The sequence below is a fragment of the Bacteroides sp. Phil13 genome, assembly GCF_001940965.1.
Taxonomy (GTDB): Bacteria; Bacteroidota; Bacteroidia; order Bacteroidales; family Bacteroidaceae; genus Bacteroides; species Bacteroides intestinalis.
The window spans coordinates 34,809-52,039 of the sequence record NZ_MSHA01000085.1 but is presented as its reverse complement, the minus strand read 5'-3'; the positions used below and the strand labels follow the sequence as shown (position 1 = coordinate 52,039).

Sequence of the window (17,231 nt, the reverse complement as noted above, 5' to 3'; positions counted from 1 at the left end):
CTTATCGTTTAAATCGCTTCGTAACTTTCTTAATATTCGCGCTTTTCGCTTTTGCCTTCGCCTTATAAATCAGTACGAAGAAGAACGGCACTAAAAGAATACCTACCGTTACAGCCAGAATCATTCCGAAGAATACACCTGTACCAATAGCCTGACGGCTTGCAGAACCCGGTCCACTGGCAATCACCATCGGCAGCATACCAAGGATAAATGCCAAAGATGTCATCAAGATAGGACGGAAACGCAACTGTGATGCATGCAAAGCTGCTTTAACTACATTCGCACCACGATCTACCTGTTCCTTAGCAAATTCTACAATCAAGATTGCATTCTTTGCCGCCAGTCCGACCAACATAACCAGCCCGATCTGGAAGTAGACGTCATTCTCCAAACCGCAAGCCCATACTCCGAGATAAGCTCCCAATGCAGCAATCGGCAATGAAAGTAATACCGCAATCGGTACTGTCCAACTCTCGTAAAGGGCAGCCAGGAAGAGGAATACAAACAGGAATACCAGTGCCAACACCATTGCCGTCTGTCCGCCGGCCTGCTTCTCCTGATATGAAAGTCCGCTCCATTCCACACCTATGTTCTCCGGCAAATGCTCACGGGCAATCTGCTCAATAATCTCCATTGCCTGACCGGAACTATAGCCGTCGGCTGCTCCACCACGGATCACAGCACTGTTGAACATATTGAAACGCTTGATGCTACCCGGCCCCGTGGTATATGAGGTAGTTCCGAGGGAAGTTAGCGGTATCATCACATTATCCGCCCCACGTACAAAGAACAGGTTGATATTTTCCTTATGTTCCCTGTAAGGTGCTTCTGCCTGGATATATACACGATAGATACGGTTAAACATATTGAAGTCGTTTACATATACCGAACCAGTATAAGCTTTCATGGTTGAAAACACATCCGCCAGCGGCACACCTGCCAGTTTCACCTTATCACGGTCCACATCGAAATAGAGCTGCGGAATATCTGCCTGCAAAGATGATGATAACCCGGATAATTCCTTACGTTGTGAAGCGTAATACATCAACGTGTCTGTCGCTTGTACCAGGTTATCAAAAGTAGCGTCTCCACGTGCTTCGAGTTGCATTTCGAAACCACCCGAACTTCCCAGTCCCGGAATAACCGGCGGTGTGGAAAGATATACCTTACACTCGGGATACTCCTGCAAATCCTTTTTCACCTGAGCCATTACCTCATCGATAGTCTGTCCGTCACGTGCACCCCACGGTTTCAGAATAACAGTCAATTCACTGCGTGCCTGGCTGCTACCCACACGGGGGCTACTACCTACTACACTCTGAACATACTCTACAGCCGGATTCAGCATCAGATATTCTACAGCACGTTCCGATACGATTCGCGTACGCTCCAGTGTCGCACCTTCAGGCAATTCCAATTCCACTTTAAAGTATCCTTGATCTTCTACAGGCAAAAAGCTGGTCGGTATCAGGCGGTTTATCAACAAAATAGCTACCAGTATCACACCAAATGCACTCAATACCCTGCGGGGATTACCTATCACACGTGAAATCTGGCGAACATACTTACGGTTGCCCGTATTCAGTGCGTAGTTGATATAGCGGAATACAATATTCTTCCGTTTATGAGATTCCGGTTTCAATATCAATGAACACATCACCGGACTCAAAGTCAGCGCAACAACAGTAGAAAGCAATACGGAAACCACAATTGTCACCGTAAACTGACGATAAAGCTGCCCTGTGATACCACCGAGGAAACTAACCGGTACAAACACAGCTGCCAATACCAGAGACGTAGCAATAATCGCTCCCGTCAATCCTTCCATCGCTTTCTTTGTAGCCTCGTAAGGTGGCAATTTCTCTTCATGCATGATGCGCTCCACATTCTCTACCACCACAATGGCATCATCCACCACAATACCAATGGCAAGTACTAATCCAAGTAAGGTAAGTATATTGAGAGAGAAACCGAATATCAGCATGAAACCAAACGTACCAATCAGAGAGATAGGTACTGCTACAATTGGAATCAGGGTAGCACGCCAGCTTTGCAATGATAAGAATACTACGATAATCACCAGTATCAATGCTTCAAACAAAGTCTTGTATACTTCGTGGATAGACTCTGAAATGTAAGTAGTCATATCAAATGGAATCTCGTAACTCAATCCGTCAGGAAAGTTATTACTGATTTCATCCATTGCCTTTTTCACATTCTCCGCCACTTCCATAGCATTGGCGCCCGGAAGCATATAGATACCTAACACAGCCGCATTCTCACCATTGATACTACTCTCCGTATTGTACGAAGAAGCCTCCAATGAGATACGTGCAACGTCACGCAAACGGATAATGGAACCATCCGCATTAGCGCGAATTACGATTTCCTCAAACTGTCCTACTGTAGAGAGACGTCCCTGCGTTGTAATAGGAATGGTAATATCCAGTCCTGCCACAGGTTGTTGTCCCAATACACCAGCTGCAGATTCACGATTCTGATCTTTCAGAGCATTCTGCAAATCGGCTACGGTCAGTCCAAAGTTTGCCAACTTATCTGGTTGCACCCAAATCTGCATAGCATAGTAACGGCTACCAATATTCGACACACGACCTACACCGGGAATACGGCGAAGTAAATCGAGCACATTCAATGTAGCAAAGTTACTCAGATAAATTTCATCAAACTTCGGATCAGAAGACCTCAGACAGATAGTCATTAACTGGCTGGCTGCCTGTTTTTCTACGGATATACCGTTTTGTACCACCTCTGCCGGAAGACGGGATTCCGCCAACTTCAAGCGGTTTTGTATTTCAACCGCTGCCAAGTCAGGATCAGCAGAAATATCAAATGTAACTGTAGCTGAGAAACCACCGGAGTTTGAGCTATTGGACTCCATGTAGAGCATTCCCGGCGTTCCGTTCAACTCTTGCTCAATAGGTGTAGCTACCGCTTGGGATACCGTCAGCGCACTGGCACCGGGATACGAAGCACTAATCTTCACCACCGGCGGTGTAATCTGCGGATATTGGTCAATGGGAAGCATCGTCAGTCCGATGATACCCACAATGACAATCAGTATAGAGATGACAGCCGAAAAGACCGGTCTGTCTATAAAGAAACTTACTTTCATACGCTCTCCCCTCCCTCTTCATCTTCTTTCTTCAACAGGGCATTGTTAACTTTAACTTTCATCCCCGGACTCAGTTTATGGTATCCTTCTACCACTATTGTTTCACCCGGCACCAAACCTCTCTCCACCACTACTTGATTCTGGAACTCCGGTCCTAACTCTATAAAACGACGTTCTACAGTAGAATCACGACGCATAACAAATACATAGGCACCACCTTTTTCTATAATAACAGACTTCAGGGGAACCACTGTTGCATTCTCCCGCACATCCAGCAATAGCTTCACTTTAGTAAACTGGCCCGGAAGTAATACGTGTTTCGGATTAGGCATTTCGGCACGAACAGAGAAAGTACCGGTACGTGGATCAACCTGCGGTTCGGCAAAGTCGACCAAGCCTTTGAAAGGATAGACTGTATTATCGGCAAGTGTAATAGAAATATTCGGCTGCCAGGAACGGGTAGAATCTTTCTGTCCCAGATTTACGTTACGTTCCTTGGTTTTCAGATAGTCTAATGCTGTCATACTGAAATCTACCAGTACCGTATCGCTTTTCACGATATTGGCAAGCAATGACTTGCCGCCCGTACCGACCAATGTACCAAGGTCTACATACCGTTCACTGATGTGTCCGGCCAGCGGAGAGCGAACCACTGTATATCCAAGTTCCAGTTCTGCCTGGTCAAGATCGGCCTGACTCATAGCAACACTAGCCACTGCCGTTTCATAAGCTGCCACCGCGTTATCCAAATCTAATTGACTGGCAGCATTTTGTTCATACAAGGGGCGAATGCGCTCCAGGTCACGTTGTGCTTTTTTAGCTTGTGCTTCATCTTTTTTCAGCTGTGCACGAGCCTTATCCGCCTTAGCGCGATACTGATCCTGATTGATAACAAACAATACTTGATTCTTCGTCACATAAGTACCTTCTTCGAAAAGCATATTTTCCAGATACCCTTCTACACGGGCACGAACTTCCACAAACTGTTGAGCGCGAACACGTCCCACGTATTCACCATAGATTTCGACATCATCTTGTGTCACCGGTTCCACAGCTACTACCGGAAGATCCGGTGCAGGTGCCGGACGATGAGTAATAAACCAGTAAATCGCTACTAACAGTACTATACCAATTGCGGCAATCACTGCCTGTTTTTTCGTTATTCTGAATTCTCTCTTCTTAAAAAACGGTTTCATAAGCTCTCTGTTTATGTTAATGTTAAAAACCCTATAAATAAAAACACAACCGGCATGCCAAAGTTCGATGGCTATACCTTTATTATTCATAGTCAAACCATTAAAGTTTTAACAAAGGATTATGAGAGTGGGGAATTCACTCTACAAGTGTGGAATTATTCCACAAAAAAAGTCCGAACAAGCTGTCCGGACTTCTCTTTTACTTAACTGAAACTTCTTATTCTTCATCATCATCCAATGACTCCGTATATTCCAGTTCTCCTTGAACTACAAACAGGATTTCTTCCGGATCATACTCACCCATCTCATCTTTGTGGGCTTCTTTGATGATGTAATCTACGATTTGCCCCAGGTCGACTTCGATGCATCCATCTTCATCCGGCTTTGCATCCAGGATGCCGCTTTCAGAATAATACTCGTCAATCAAATCGAGAAAATAATAGAATTCATCATCGGAGTACTTCTCTTTTAACTCCTGCGGCAAATAATTCTTGATGTATTCGATGGTTTTTTCATCATCGAGATCATCCTTTAAGAAATCGTCTTCCAGTCCCATAACAGTTAGTTTTTTAAGGGTTAATACCTTATTATATTATACTCCTATAAGAGCATCTTTTTTATCTTGTCATCAAAAGCTGATTTGCCAGCAGAACCTACCTGCTTGTCAACCAACTCACCGTTTTTAAAGAACAATACGGTAGGAATGTTACGGATACCATATTCAGCAGCCACATCACCATTCTCATCTACATCACACTTACCGATAAGGACCTGTCCTTCATACACTTCTGCCAATTCTTCTATGATAGGACCTACCATCTTACAAGGACCACACCACGGGGCCCAAAAGTCAATCACTACAGGTTTACCTTCTGCAAGGATTTCCTTATAGTTGCTGTCTGTAATTTCTAAAGCCATTGCGTTAATGATTAATTATTTAATGTTTAATGATTACTGTCAAATTATTTACGGAAGCAAAGATAACTAATTTATCCGGAATTCCAGTTCGGGACGATCATTTAAATAAGAGATTAACTCACGCCCTACCGAAAGTTTCACAGGTCGGGAAATCATGTCCACTACCGTCTTACTATCAGGATCACTCACTTTAAAATAGAGTTCCGTTGTACCCGGATTCCCTTTCATTAGTGCTGCAAGCTCCGTAACCAGAGCCTGGTTCAACACTGAAAGCGGTATCAGGATAGTAATTTTCGAAATCAGTTTCTCTTTCACATCCGGAAGCAATTCCATAGAAGTAATCTTAACTTCCAACTCATCCTGCTTCCACTGTTTAGGTTGGCAACGAGCCTTAATGAAAAGGAAGGTACGTTCACCCAAATATCCCTGATAGGTTACCCAGTCATTACCAAAGAACGGAAATTCAGCCGAACCGGAATAGTCTTCAATCTTCGCAATGCCATAAGGATTACCATTTTTACTGATTCCCCGACGCACAGAAGTCACAATGCCTCCCATCGTTATCTCTCGTCCGGCAAGTGCCGTTTTATCCTCCAACTCAGCCATACGCGTATTACATACGTGCTGCAATACTACGGAATATTCATCCAGCGGATGGGCAGATAGATAAATACCTACCAGATCACGTTCCTTGTTCAAGCGGTCCAGATCACTCCAGCGTTCAGCTTCAGGTATTTCGGGAGTAGCAATGTCCACTACATTATCTCCACCGAACAACGAGTTGGCAGCCGCTGCCTGGTCTGCCTGATAACGGTTACCATAACGTACTAAAGTTTCCAGAAAAACCTCATTTTTGGAATTCACAGCAAAGTATTGTTCACGTCTTAACTCAGGGAACTCATCAAAACCACCTGCCAAAGCAAGACATTCCAGATTCTTCTTATTACAAGCTGTCAGATTGACACGCTGCACAAAATCGAATATACCTTTGAAAGGACCATTCTTCGCACGCTCTTCCATGATATTCAACACGGCACCTTCACCCACACCTTTCACTGCACCAAGGCCGAAACGGATATTTCCTTCCGGATTAACAGTAAACTTCAGATTACTCTCATTCACATCCGGGCCAAGAACCTTGATGCCCATCGATTTACATTCATCCATCAATTTGGTGATGTCAGTAATGTTCGACAAGCTTCGGCTCATCACAGCTGCCATATATTCTGCCGGATAGTTCGCTTTCAGATACGCGGTCTGATAAGCTACCCATGAATAGCAAGTGGCATGAGATTTATTGAAAGCATAAGATGCAAACTTTTCCCAGTCTCCCCAAATCTTTTCAAGCACTTTTGGATCATGTCCGTTCTTGCGGCCGCCTTCAACGAATTTAGGTTTCATATGATCCAGTTTGTCACGCAGCTTCTTACCCATCGCTTTACGCAAGGCATCGGACTCACCGCGGGTAAAGTCCGCCAACAAACGTGACAAAAGCATCACCTGTTCCTGATACACCGTAATACCATATGTATCCTTCAGATACTTCTCCATGACAGGAATATCATACTCAATCGGCTTCCGTCCATGTTTACGGTCGATAAAGTCCGGAATATAATCCATAGGTCCCGGACGATAGAGGGCATTCATCGCAATCAAATCTTCGAAAGTAGATGGCTGCAACTCACGCAAATATTTCTGCATACCTGCAGATTCAAACTGGAATGTACCAATAGTACGCCCGTCACTATATAATTTATAAGTAGCAGGGTCGTCAATAGGCACCTTATCTATATTCAACGCCAGCCCACGATGCAAGCGCACATTTTCCACGGCCTCCTTGATGATTGATAATGTTTTCAATCCCAGGAAGTCCATCTTGATCAAACCTGTATCTTCAATGACCGAACCTTCATATTGGGTAACAAGCATCTTCTCACCCGTTTCCTTATCATCGGCAGTGCTTACAGGTACCCAGTCAGTAATGTCATCACGGCAGATAATCGTACCACAGGCATGCACTCCGGTACCACGCACATTGCCTTCCAGCATCTTGGCATATTTCAGTGTATCGCGCACCAAAGGATCGGGAGAAGCTTCTGCTGCTTGCAGTTCAGGAACATAATCAATGGCATTCCGTAGATTCAACTTCTTATCGGGTATTTTATCAGGAACCAATTTAGCTAGACGGTCAGACTCAGAAAGAGGAAGTTTCTGCACACGGGCAACGTCTTTAATAGCAAGTTTGGTAGCCATTGTACCATAGGTAATGATATGTGCCACTTTTTCCTGACCATACTTTTGCGTCACCCAACGAAGCACTTCTCCACGTCCGTCATCATCAAAGTCGATATCGATATCAGGCAATGATATACGGTCGGGATTCAGGAAACGCTCAAACAGCAAGTCATATTTAATGGGGTCGATTTTCGTAATCTGCAAACAATATGCTACCGCTGAACCGGCCGCCGATCCACGCCCCGGACCTATCGAAACTCCCATATTACGCCCGGCAGCAATGAAGTCCTGTACAATGAGGAAGTATCCCGGAAAACCCATTGTCTTCATAATATGAAGTTCAAACTTCAAACGCTCCATCACTTCCTCAGACAGAGGATCTCCATAAAATATCTTAGCACCATCAAAAGTCAATTTGGCCAGATAATCCGCTTCCAGTTTGATACGATATAATTTTTCATATCCGCCCAGACGTTTGATTTTCGCTTTGGCATCCTCCTCACTCAACACCACATTACCATTTTCATCCTGAGTGAATTCATCAAATAAGTCCTTCTCGGTATATTTCTGCCGATACCCTTCTTCTGTTCCAAAGTCTTCGGGAATAGCAAAAGTAGGCATGATAGGTGCATGGTCAATGGAATAGTATTCTACTTTATCCAGAATTTCAAGAGTATTGGACAAAGCCTCAGGAACATCAGCAAAGAGCTCGTTCATCTCTGCCTTCGTCTTCATCCATTCCTGCTTGGTATAAAGCATACGATTCGGATCATCCAGATCTTTACCGGTACTCAAACAAATCAGCCGGTCATGCGCCTCAGCATGTTCCTCATTCACGAAATGAACGTCATTGGAACAAATGAGTTTAATATTATATTTTTCTGCAAACTCTATTAATTTGGCATTCGCCTTCTGCTGCAACGGATAAGCTTCATGATTGGCACGCGGTATAGTAGCCCGATGCCGTTGTAACTCCAGATAATAATCTTCACCGAAAAGATTTTTATACCAGCGTATGGCTTCTTCCGCATCTTCCAGCTGGTCATTGATAATCTTCTTAGGCACTTCACCACCAATACAAGCCGAACATACGATCAAACCTTCGTGATACTTCTCCAACTCATTACGGTCAGTACGCGGACGCATATAATAACCTTGGGTCCAAGCCCTGGATACCAGCTTAATCAGATTATGATAGCCTTTCTCGTTTTTCGCCAATACAATTAAGTGCCAACCGCTTTGGTCAGGTTTACCTTCTTTTTTATCCATAGTACGGCGAGCCACATACATCTCACAACCAATGATTGGTTTAAACAGCTTATTTTCAGCTTCCGCAATCTTCGCACGACAGTCAGCAAGTTCCGCTTCCTTATCATCGCAAGCAATCTCGCCGCTTTCAATGCCGGCCATCCGTTTTTTAAGATCTTTGATCTCACCCTTCGGTCCGCTATTCTTTTTGTTAACGTAGTTAGTGAATTCCTTAATGCCGAACATATTCCCGTGGTCAGTCACGGCTATTCCCTTCATTCCATCTTTCATAGCCTTGTCCACCAACGCACTTACGCTGGCCTGACCATCGAGTAAGGAATACTGGGTATGAACGTGCAAATGAACAAAATCCTGCATAAATATCTCCTTTCAATTAAGAGCATAAAAGTACAACCTATATAAGACCTAACAAAAATATTTCCCTAAAAGTTATCAACAGATGCATTTCTCCCTCCAAATGCTTGTTAGATTTTCAAAATAAGCCTATTTTTGCCGATAATTTGTATTCAAGAGAATAAAACAACTTAGATGAGTCGACTAAAAAAGCTAAAAAAGATACGAATTCACCGCGAAGGGACACATACACTGGCCGGTAGCTTACTATTGCTATTGGTTGTCAATTCAGCACTTTATTTTGGGCTGGAATGCAAATTACCGTTCTATATCGTAGCTGTGGTCAGTATCGTCCTGTATGGAATGCTGGTGAATTTCTTCCGATGCCCTATCCGCCTATTTGGCCAGGAAGACACCGAAAAGATTGTGGTGGCACCTGCCGATGGCAAAATAGTAGTCATAGAAGAAGTAGATGAAAACGAATACTTCCACGACCGCCGTCTTATGATTTCTATTTTTATGAGTGTCATCAATGTACATGCCAACTGGTATCCAGTAGACGGAACCGTAAAGAAAGTGGCACACCATAATGGTAAGTTCATGAAAGCTTGGCTGCCGAAAGCCAGTACCGACAACGAACGCTCTACAGTGGTGATTGAAACTCCCGAAGGTGTAGAAGTAATGGCTCGGCAGATTGCCGGAGCTATGGCACGACGTATCGTCACTTATGCCGAACCCGGCGAAGACTGTTATATCGATGAACACATGGGCTTTATCAAGTTCGGGTCTCGTGTAGATGTTTATCTCCCATTGGGCACAGAAGTGTTCGTGAAAATGGGACAAACCACCACAGGAAACCAGACCGTGATAGCCAAACTAAAATAACTAAACAATGGCTAACCGTATTACTCGCCATATCCCCAATACACTGACATGCCTGAATCTGTTCTCCGGCTGTATTGCATGTGTTATGGCATTTGAGTTCAAGTATGACTGGGCTCTGACTTTTATCATTATCAGTGCTGTGTTCGACTTCCTCGATGGAATGTCGGCGCGGGTATTGCATGCCCCTTCTCCCATTGGAAAAGAATTGGACTCCCTGGCAGACGATATCAGTTTCGGATTAGTACCTTCAGTTATCATATTCTCCTTATTGCGTGAGATGACTTATCCCGATTGGATGAGCAGCTTTCAGGAATATGTTCCCTATTTTGCTTTTCTCATTGCGATATTTTCAGCACTGCGTCTGGCAAAATTCAATATTGACGAACGCCAAACCAGCTCATTCATCGGACTAAATACACCAGCCAACACATTGTTTTGGGCGGCAGCCGCTGCGCAATACCATGACTGGCTGATACAAGGTGGGGTAGTTCTGTATGGATTACTAGTCTGTATTGTACTATTCTCCCTGCTGCTGGTTTCCGAGTTTCCAATGTTTGCTTTCAAATTAAAGAACCTCTCTTGGGAAGAAAATAAAATCCGTTATTTGTTTTTGATAGTCAGTATTCCTCTACTTATTTTCGTAGGACTTGCTGCTGTCATAGGCTGGTACATCATTCTATGCTGGTTTGTTAGAAAGAGACTCTAAACAAATCTTTTGGCACAGTTGTTGTACTATCGTTCGTAAGACGAACAATATATAAAACGATTAGCCCATGTTTCATATCTTAGGATTTCTATTTGTCATCATAGTCGTTATTCTGGTCATCGGACTCAGTATCATCGGCACCGTTCTCCGGACTATCTTCGGACTGGGAGGAAAGCGTCGTTCTTCCTCCGGCAGTTATCAATCTGGTCAAGGTTATTCTTACTCAGGCGGTCAACAACCAAACTCTTCTTCACAAACCGATGAAGGAACCACTTCTGAAGGAAATAATATTCATAGAAAACACAAAAAACTCTTCTCTAAAGATGAAGGAGAGTATGTGGATTTTGAAGAAATTAAAGAATAATCAGACTTCAACGCCGTTTTGCAGCAAAGAAATCTTTCATCAAGGCAGCACAATCATCAGCAAGAATCCCTTTCACAACCACCGTTTTCGGATGTAATGCCTGTGGTGCATAACGCTGATATCCACGTTTTTCATCTTCAGCACCAAATACAAGCCGCCCCATCTGCGCCCAGGCTATGGCACCGGCACACATGACACAAGGTTCAACCGTAACATAAAGAGTACATTCATTCAGATATTTTCCACCAAGGGTAGAAGCAGCAGCAGTAATTGCTTGCATTTCAGCATGAGCTGTCACGTCTGTCAATGTTTCTGTCAGGTTATGGGCACGTGCTATAATACGCTCTTTGCAAACAACAATCGCACCAACAGGCACCTCTCCTCTTTCTGCTGCCTTACGTGCTTCTGCAAGCGCTTGCTTCATATAAAAGTTATCGTCCACCAGCCTTTTACCTTTAATTTTTAATTTATAACTTATCTCCGCATATCATGTTCTCCAAAAAGAGTCGGATAGTCCTCTTCCATATTTTTATGGATAAACATGAGAATAGTCTCCCGAAGCCAGCGTGATTTATTCGTTATCTTGTACTTCTCCAGATAACGGTCTACAATCCGCAGCTCTTCCTCGCTCATCAGACATACGATGCGCTGTTCACGTTTCGGCTCTTCGGGTGTTGCTTTCGCACACGTTTTATCTCTCTTTCTCATATTTACTGCAAAATTAGTTTTACTTCTGTAAATACAAAGCAGAAAAAACGTATTTTTGCATAGAAACAGCTAAAATAGGGATAAATACAGGTATGGCAGCACACAATACCCTTGGAAAAGATGGAGAAGACGCCGCAGTAGCGTATCTGGAACGCAATGGATATGTCATTCTCCACCGTAATTGGCGCAAAAACCATCTGGAACTGGACATTGTGGCAGTCAAAGATGAATTACTGATTGTAGTGGAAGTGAAGACACGAAGCAATACGGAATACATCGAACCGCAAGATGCTGTTAATTGGCAGAAAATACGCCACATTGTAGTGGCTGCCGATGCATATATCAAGCATTTCAGTATAGACATTCCTGTTCGTTTTGATATTATCACCGCGGTCGGCGAAGCTGGAGCATTTGAAATAGAACATATTAAGGATGCATTTTATCCGCCAATGTTCTAAGTCAGCCGCCAACTTGATTTTACTTTTTAAATCTAAATTTGAGATTATGGATATAGAAACTGCCCACGAATACTGCTTAGCCAAGAAAGCAGTCACAGAATGCCTTCCATTCGATGAGTATTCACTCGTGATGAAAGTTATGAATAAAATGTTCGTATTGATTGACCTGGAATACTCCAACAAGATCTGTATGAAGTGCGATCCTGAGTATGCCATAGAGTTGCGCGAACGCTACTCTGCCATCGAAGGCGCCTATCATTTTAATAAGAAATACTGGAATCAGGTTTTTCTTAATGGCGATGCAGACGATAAGTTGATAAAGAGTCTCATTGACCATGCTTATGAGGAAGTCTTAAAGAAGTTCACCAAGAAAATGCGTGCCGAATATGAAGCCTTACCCTGACATGAATAAAGAGCCCAACGTGCATCTTCCCTCTGAGAAATTTCCTGTTCCCCTCCTCGTATTAATGGAAACAGACTCCACCAATCGGCACCTAACACAACTTTGCGATGAACAAGGAACCGATATTCCGGAATTTATGACAGTAATTGCTGAACGCCAGACTGCCGGAAAAGGGCAACGTGGCAACAGTTGGGAATCGGAAGATTGCAAGAATATTACATTCAGCTTCGTACTTTATCCTACGTTCATTGAGGCACGTCAACAATTCATCCTTTCTCAGATCGTCTCTCTCTCCATCAAAGAAGAGTTGGATGAATGGACAGAAGGTATCTCCATAAAATGGCCGAATGACATTTACTGGAATGAAAAGAAGATTTGCGGCATACTGATAGAAAATGACCTTTCAGGACATCATATCGGACGCAGCATTTCCGGTATCGGGGTGAATATCAATCAGGAAGTCTTCCGAAGTGATGCTCCCAACCCGGTATCTCTAAAACAGATTACAAGAGAAGATCATGACCGATATCTGATACTTGCCAATATTATGAAACGAATAAAAGAGTACTATACCCTTTTGCAAACAGACTGTTCAGGTAAAATAGCAGACTTAATTAACACCCGTTATGCTCATTCCCTATTCCGTCGGAATGGCTTTCATCGCTATGCAGATGCGGACGGCGAATTCATTGCCCACTTGCTACGCGTAGAACCGGATGGGCGATTTATTCTTGAAGACCAGACAGGAAAGGAACGCGGATATTTATTTAAGGAAGTACAATATATTCCTTAAAGTGCAAGGCCTCAAGGCCCAACTAAAAGTTAGTATCAACTTACTCTCACTGCTCTCACTTTTAAAATAGATTGATGATAATTAGACTATTGAATATGAGTGAGAGTAAAAATCGGGTGTGAGAGTAAGTGACCTACTCTCACGCCCGTTTTTTACATTTTACGCCATAACCACCTTTCTTACAACACAATACCTTACATTTAGTGCATATATCGGACGAGTCTGTAATCCAATATTTTTAGCTTTCCTTCCCCGCGTAAATGGCGGATATACCCCATTGCAGTCGTTTTCATCATACCGCATATCCTTTGGAAGTCACCTCTTGTCATCATGTGGTGTTAACTGAAATAGCAGGTCAGTGGAGTGTTCAACATAGGGGGGTATTTTGTTTACTCTTAAGAAATATCCCGTTTACTCTTAGGAACAATCGGATGTCAACCTTGGTCAACAGGCTTGTTAACCAAGGTTGACCGGCTTGTTAGTCAAGGTTGATAAGCCTGTCAACCAAGGTTAACACCCAATCGGACTTACTGCAAAGATATAGAATCCTCTGTTTACTTCTCAATTATCATTGAAGCTTTTACAACAAAATGAATGGGCTGATTTTTTTGAAATGAATGCAGAATAATATGTTTAAAGCATTATGAATCTCTCACCTACCACTGATTTATTATTCAGCCACAAAAATAGAATACATTATCGCCAAGAAAATAAAATATTTTCCAAAGAAACACTATCTTTGTAGATATGAAAACAAACACACGATTCATACTACTAACCTGCCTGCTGCTATGCTTCTACGCATGTGACAGAAAACCTTACCCGCAATCACTGATTATAGCGGACAGTTTGGCAAGCATACAGCCGGATAGTGCTATTGCTCTATTAAAAACACTGGAAGACAACATAAAGACTGAATCAGAGTCTACGCAAATGTATTATCGATTACTCTGCATCAAAGCAAACGACAAAGCATATATACGACATACTTCAGACAGCTTGATACTGCTTGTATTGCATTATTATATAGAAAAAAGGGATGAACGGCATTTACCGGAGGCTTACTATTATGCAGGGCGAGTTTACAGAGATCTGGAGGATGCGCCGCAAGCACTGGATTATTTTGAAAAAGCAATAGAGACTTTGCCTGAAGATGCAAATTATCGCTTAAGGAGTAAGATATACAGTCAGATGGGAACACTATTCCTGTATCAAAAGACTTATGACGAAGCATTGAAAATGTTCAGGAAAGCACAAAAATGCAATATTATATTAAAAGACAGTATCAGTATGGCATTCAATTTAAGAGACATAGCCTACTCTTATCGATGCATTGATCAATATGACAGTTCTCTCTATTACTTCCAGAAAGCCTTTGATATAGCAAAACTTCAGAAAAAGCATTCTCTCATAACTATAGTCCAAAGCCAAATATCCAGTCTCTGCATAGAACTGGGAAAATACGATTTAGCCCGGCAAACTTTACAACCAGCATTAGACAGCTTGGACATTCGTAGCAAAAGTAGTATTTTCTCCATTGCTTCAGAACTTTCCCATAAAACGGGCCACATAGATTCCGCTATCTATTACTACAAAGAAATACTGAAATGCGGCACTATCTATGCCAAGCAGGCAGCTCATAAAGGGTTAGCGGAAATAGCAATAGATTGTAATAATCCTCAGGATGCACTACTCCACCTCCGCCAATATATACAATGCACAGACTCTATCCATAAAATTACAGATACAGAAACCGTTCGCCACTTAAACTCCCTATACAACTATCAAGTGCGAGAAAAAGAGAACAATCAATTAAAAGCGGAAAATGAGAAAAAACAAATTCTCATCATCTATATCTTTTCAATCGGGCTTCTTACCCTTAGTCTATCCTTTGCCTATTTACAATATAACAGACGGAAAAGATTACAACTCAGCATCCAACTGAAACAACTTCAACAACTGCAAAAAGAACAATACAAGAAAAGTGCTCTATTCATCGAAGAAAATAAACGTAACATTAAAGAACTCAAATATAAGTTGCAGCAAGCCGACCAAACAAATAAAGTTTTAAGAGACCAGTTGAAAGAACAAATAGAATTGACCCTTTGTGCAAACAAACAGGCTGAAATAAAATTAGCCAGACGCAAACAAGCAAGCACTATACTTCTAAAATCGGAAATCTACAACCATATTCAAAAGCAACCTCACACCACTAAAATCAGTAAAAATCTGCTTTCCAACAATAATTGGAAAGAACTCGAAGATGCCATAAATAATACCTATGAAGGTTTTACCGAAAACTTGCGCAAACTCTATGACTTGAATGAACACGAATACCATGTTTGTCTACTTATCAAGATAAATATATCTCCTATAGATATAGCAAAATTAACTATGCATAGCAAAGAAGCTATTACTTCTAATCGCCGAAGACTTTATGAAAAAGTATTCGGCAAGAAAGGTACCCCTAAAGATTGGGATAGTTTTATTCTCTCATTATAAGATATTTATCCAATATTTGCACACTTTTCCGCACACTGCTTACACACAGTAAAACAATATGCACACTCCAATGCACACTCTAATGCTTTGATTAAAATCCGTAATAGATTTTCTTTGCAAACAATAAGAACACTAAAACCTTTAAACAATGAAACGATTATTTTTCATTCTTATCAGCTTTATATTTTATATGAATTGTTTGGCACAAGAAATCATCATTTTGCTATACAGAGATGCTCCGAAAGACCAAACAATAGATGATCGCTCCTTATCTATGGAGCCTACTGTTTCACATGATAGAAACGTGATATATATTCACTCCGATATAGCAATAGAAAATATGCAAATCACAATAAGAGATAAATATAAAGATATTATATATACAAATCAGCTCACCATTTTACAAAGTCAAAATTATAGTTTCTGTTTTAATTCTTCCGGTGAGAAAGAATTCACTATAGAATTAAGTTACAAAGACATAAACCTACAAGGACACTTCACAATAGATTAATATAAATCCTCTCTATAAAACAAAGATAATCATGAAAAGAAAACTATTATTTAGTACGTTGCTTGCTATAGCTATTGGCTTTAGCAGCTGTCAGGATAGATGGGAAGAAAACAAGCCCGTTGAAAATTCTCCCAAGGTTCTTACCTATGACGAAGAATTAGCCATAGTGAACAACTATACAGAGATTGACACTATAAACAATCTTTATTCTGTTATAATAACAGACAGTATCATGCAAGCCGAACACTTAACAGATCCTAATGTTGAGCGAATATTCCGGGATATAGCAAAGACCAATAAAAGTATCAAAGAGGACATACAAGCTGGAATAACTACCACCTTAACCCTATATAACAACAAAGGATTCAAATCCTATACTGTAAATGAAAGTTCAATTATTAAAATTAAAGATGAACATATATCTGCTAAAGCACTTAAAACCCAAACAAGAGCTTTTCATGGAGATATGTCTTTTAATGCCGGTAATTGGTATAGTAGTTATATAGAATTCAGTGGCTCTGACCACATCACAAGCAATTTCTATGTAAATTCCTGTAATGGTTATTGGTAAGTAACTGTAACGTGTAAGACCGGAACAAGTGCAAACGGGAAAGTTTTCTCTACTTACGGCAGTAGAAACACTTCTGGAGGAATTAAAAGGTACTGGTGGACAACAGCTGGCGGTCAAGCACCCTTCGCATGGGAATTCCAAGGTAATGGTCCGATTGGAGGAGAAGCCAATGGAGCCATTGAATTTAGTGACACCTATTAAAATTAAAAATGAACAGAGAGGAGAACCCACTTATCACAGAAATAA

16 protein-coding genes are annotated in these 17,231 nt (G+C 41.8%); 9 read left to right on the top strand and 7 right to left on the bottom strand.

Features of this window, described 5'->3' with window-relative positions:
- Position 1 precedes the first annotated feature (1 nt).
- The 5 genes from BWI44_RS16530 to dnaE form a co-directional block, all read right to left on the bottom strand.
- Positions 2–3,133, bottom strand: coding sequence for an efflux RND transporter permease subunit (locus BWI44_RS16530; protein ID WP_115501958.1), 3,132 nt, complete (start codon positions 3,131–3,133; stop codon positions 2–4).
- Complete coding sequence (locus tag BWI44_RS16525) at positions 3,130–4,329, bottom strand: efflux RND transporter periplasmic adaptor subunit (protein ID WP_021967085.1); 1,200 nt, start codon at positions 4,327–4,329, stop codon at positions 3,130–3,132. Before BWI44_RS16525 ends, BWI44_RS16530 begins: the two co-directional genes overlap by 4 nt.
- Positions 4,330–4,546: 217 nt before the next feature.
- Positions 4,547–4,885, bottom strand: coding sequence for a hypothetical protein (locus BWI44_RS16520; protein ID WP_007667246.1), 339 nt, complete (start codon positions 4,883–4,885; stop codon positions 4,547–4,549).
- Positions 4,886–4,929: 44 nt separating this feature from the next.
- Complete coding sequence (trxA, locus tag BWI44_RS16515; protein WP_007667249.1) at positions 4,930–5,247, bottom strand: thioredoxin; 318 nt, start codon at positions 5,245–5,247, stop codon at positions 4,930–4,932.
- 66 nt (positions 5,248–5,313) lie between these two features.
- On the bottom strand, positions 5,314–9,108 hold the full coding sequence (gene dnaE, locus BWI44_RS16510; protein WP_195209780.1) for a DNA polymerase III subunit alpha: 3,795 nt from the start codon (positions 9,106–9,108) through the stop codon (positions 5,314–5,316).
- A gap of 171 nt (positions 9,109–9,279) precedes the next feature.
- Here dnaE and BWI44_RS16505 point away from each other — a divergent pair, with 171 nt between their 5' ends.
- From BWI44_RS16505 to BWI44_RS16495, 3 genes are all read left to right on the top strand, one after another.
- Positions 9,280–9,969, top strand: coding sequence for a phosphatidylserine decarboxylase family protein (locus BWI44_RS16505; protein ID WP_007667255.1), 690 nt, complete (start codon positions 9,280–9,282; stop codon positions 9,967–9,969).
- A 7-nt stretch (positions 9,970–9,976) separates the two neighbouring features.
- Positions 9,977–10,675 carry a CDP-alcohol phosphatidyltransferase family protein gene (locus tag BWI44_RS16500; RefSeq protein WP_167507370.1) on the top strand — a complete coding sequence of 233 codons (699 nt, stop codon included), beginning with the start codon at positions 9,977–9,979 and terminating at the stop codon, positions 10,673–10,675.
- Between the two features lie 67 nt (positions 10,676–10,742).
- A complete protein-coding gene (locus BWI44_RS16495; RefSeq protein ID WP_007667261.1) occupies positions 10,743–11,039 on the top strand; it encodes a DUF4834 family protein in 297 nt (98 codons plus the stop codon).
- A 7-nt stretch (positions 11,040–11,046) separates the two neighbouring features.
- On the opposite strand, the gene BWI44_RS16490 is transcribed toward BWI44_RS16495, so the two are convergent.
- Positions 11,047–11,481 (bottom strand): nucleoside deaminase, encoded by a 435-nt coding sequence (locus BWI44_RS16490; protein ID WP_022391962.1) that lies wholly within the window; start codon positions 11,479–11,481, stop codon positions 11,047–11,049.
- A gap of 32 nt (positions 11,482–11,513) precedes the next feature.
- Positions 11,514–11,747, bottom strand: coding sequence for a hypothetical protein (locus tag BWI44_RS16485; protein ID WP_007212260.1), 234 nt, complete (start codon positions 11,745–11,747; stop codon positions 11,514–11,516).
- A 92-nt stretch (positions 11,748–11,839) separates the two neighbouring features.
- Between BWI44_RS16485 and BWI44_RS16480 the strand changes: the two genes are divergently transcribed.
- The 6 genes from BWI44_RS16480 (at position 11,840) to BWI44_RS16455 (ending at position 16,985) form a co-directional block, all read left to right on the top strand.
- The gene (locus tag BWI44_RS16480; RefSeq protein ID WP_115501961.1) at positions 11,840–12,205 is read left to right on the top strand and encodes a YraN family protein; all 366 of its coding nucleotides are present in this window, start codon (positions 11,840–11,842) and stop codon (positions 12,203–12,205) included.
- Positions 12,206–12,251: 46 nt separating this feature from the next.
- Positions 12,252–12,608, top strand: coding sequence for an MmcQ/YjbR family DNA-binding protein (locus tag BWI44_RS16475; protein ID WP_195209779.1), 357 nt, complete (start codon positions 12,252–12,254; stop codon positions 12,606–12,608).
- A complete protein-coding gene (locus BWI44_RS16470) occupies positions 12,592–13,401 on the top strand; it encodes a biotin--[acetyl-CoA-carboxylase] ligase (protein WP_195209778.1) in 810 nt (269 codons plus the stop codon). Before BWI44_RS16475 ends, BWI44_RS16470 begins: the two co-directional genes overlap by 17 nt.
- Positions 13,402–14,148: 747 nt before the next feature.
- Positions 14,149–15,903 carry a tetratricopeptide repeat protein gene (locus BWI44_RS16465; protein WP_195209777.1) on the top strand — a complete coding sequence of 585 codons (1,755 nt, stop codon included), beginning with the start codon at positions 14,149–14,151 and terminating at the stop codon, positions 15,901–15,903.
- 148 nt (positions 15,904–16,051) lie between these two features.
- Positions 16,052–16,414, top strand: a complete 363-nt coding sequence (locus BWI44_RS16460) for a DUF3244 domain-containing protein (RefSeq protein ID WP_195209776.1) — start codon at positions 16,052–16,054, stop codon at positions 16,412–16,414.
- A 31-nt stretch (positions 16,415–16,445) separates the two neighbouring features.
- Entirely contained in the window at positions 16,446–16,985 is a 540-nt protein-coding gene (locus BWI44_RS16455) for a hypothetical protein (protein ID WP_286815190.1), read from the top strand.
- Positions 16,986–17,231: the final 246 nt, after the last annotated feature.

Bases quoted from the DNA above. Each gene is read 5' to 3' on its own strand.
- BWI44_RS16530 (WP_115501958.1), bottom strand. From the start codon at position 3,133: ATGAAAGTAAGTTTCTTTATAGACAGACCGGTCTTTTCGGCTGTCATC.
- BWI44_RS16525 (WP_021967085.1), bottom strand. From the start codon at position 4,329: ATGAAACCGTTTTTTAAGAAGAGAGAATTCAGAATAACGAAAAAACAG.
- BWI44_RS16520 (WP_007667246.1), bottom strand. From the start codon at position 4,885: ATGGGACTGGAAGACGATTTCTTAAAGGATGATCTCGATGATGAAAAA.
- trxA (WP_007667249.1), bottom strand. From the start codon at position 5,247: ATGGCTTTAGAAATTACAGACAGCAACTATAAGGAAATCCTTGCAGAA.
- dnaE (WP_195209780.1), bottom strand. From the start codon at position 9,108: ATGCAGGATTTTGTTCATTTGCACGTTCATACCCAGTATTCCTTACTC.
- BWI44_RS16505 (WP_007667255.1), top strand. From the start codon at position 9,280: ATGAGTCGACTAAAAAAGCTAAAAAAGATACGAATTCACCGCGAAGGG.
- BWI44_RS16500 (WP_167507370.1), top strand. From the start codon at position 9,977: ATGGCTAACCGTATTACTCGCCATATCCCCAATACACTGACATGCCTG.
- BWI44_RS16495 (WP_007667261.1), top strand. From the start codon at position 10,743: ATGTTTCATATCTTAGGATTTCTATTTGTCATCATAGTCGTTATTCTG.
- BWI44_RS16485 (WP_007212260.1), bottom strand. From the start codon at position 11,747: ATGAGAAAGAGAGATAAAACGTGTGCGAAAGCAACACCCGAAGAGCCG.
- BWI44_RS16480 (WP_115501961.1), top strand. From the start codon at position 11,840: ATGGCAGCACACAATACCCTTGGAAAAGATGGAGAAGACGCCGCAGTA.
- BWI44_RS16475 (WP_195209779.1), top strand. From the start codon at position 12,252: ATGGATATAGAAACTGCCCACGAATACTGCTTAGCCAAGAAAGCAGTC.
- BWI44_RS16470 (WP_195209778.1), top strand. From the start codon at position 12,592: ATGAAGCCTTACCCTGACATGAATAAAGAGCCCAACGTGCATCTTCCC.
- BWI44_RS16465 (WP_195209777.1), top strand. From the start codon at position 14,149: ATGAAAACAAACACACGATTCATACTACTAACCTGCCTGCTGCTATGC.
- BWI44_RS16460 (WP_195209776.1), top strand. From the start codon at position 16,052: ATGAAACGATTATTTTTCATTCTTATCAGCTTTATATTTTATATGAAT.
- BWI44_RS16455 (WP_286815190.1), top strand. From the start codon at position 16,446: ATGAAAAGAAAACTATTATTTAGTACGTTGCTTGCTATAGCTATTGGC.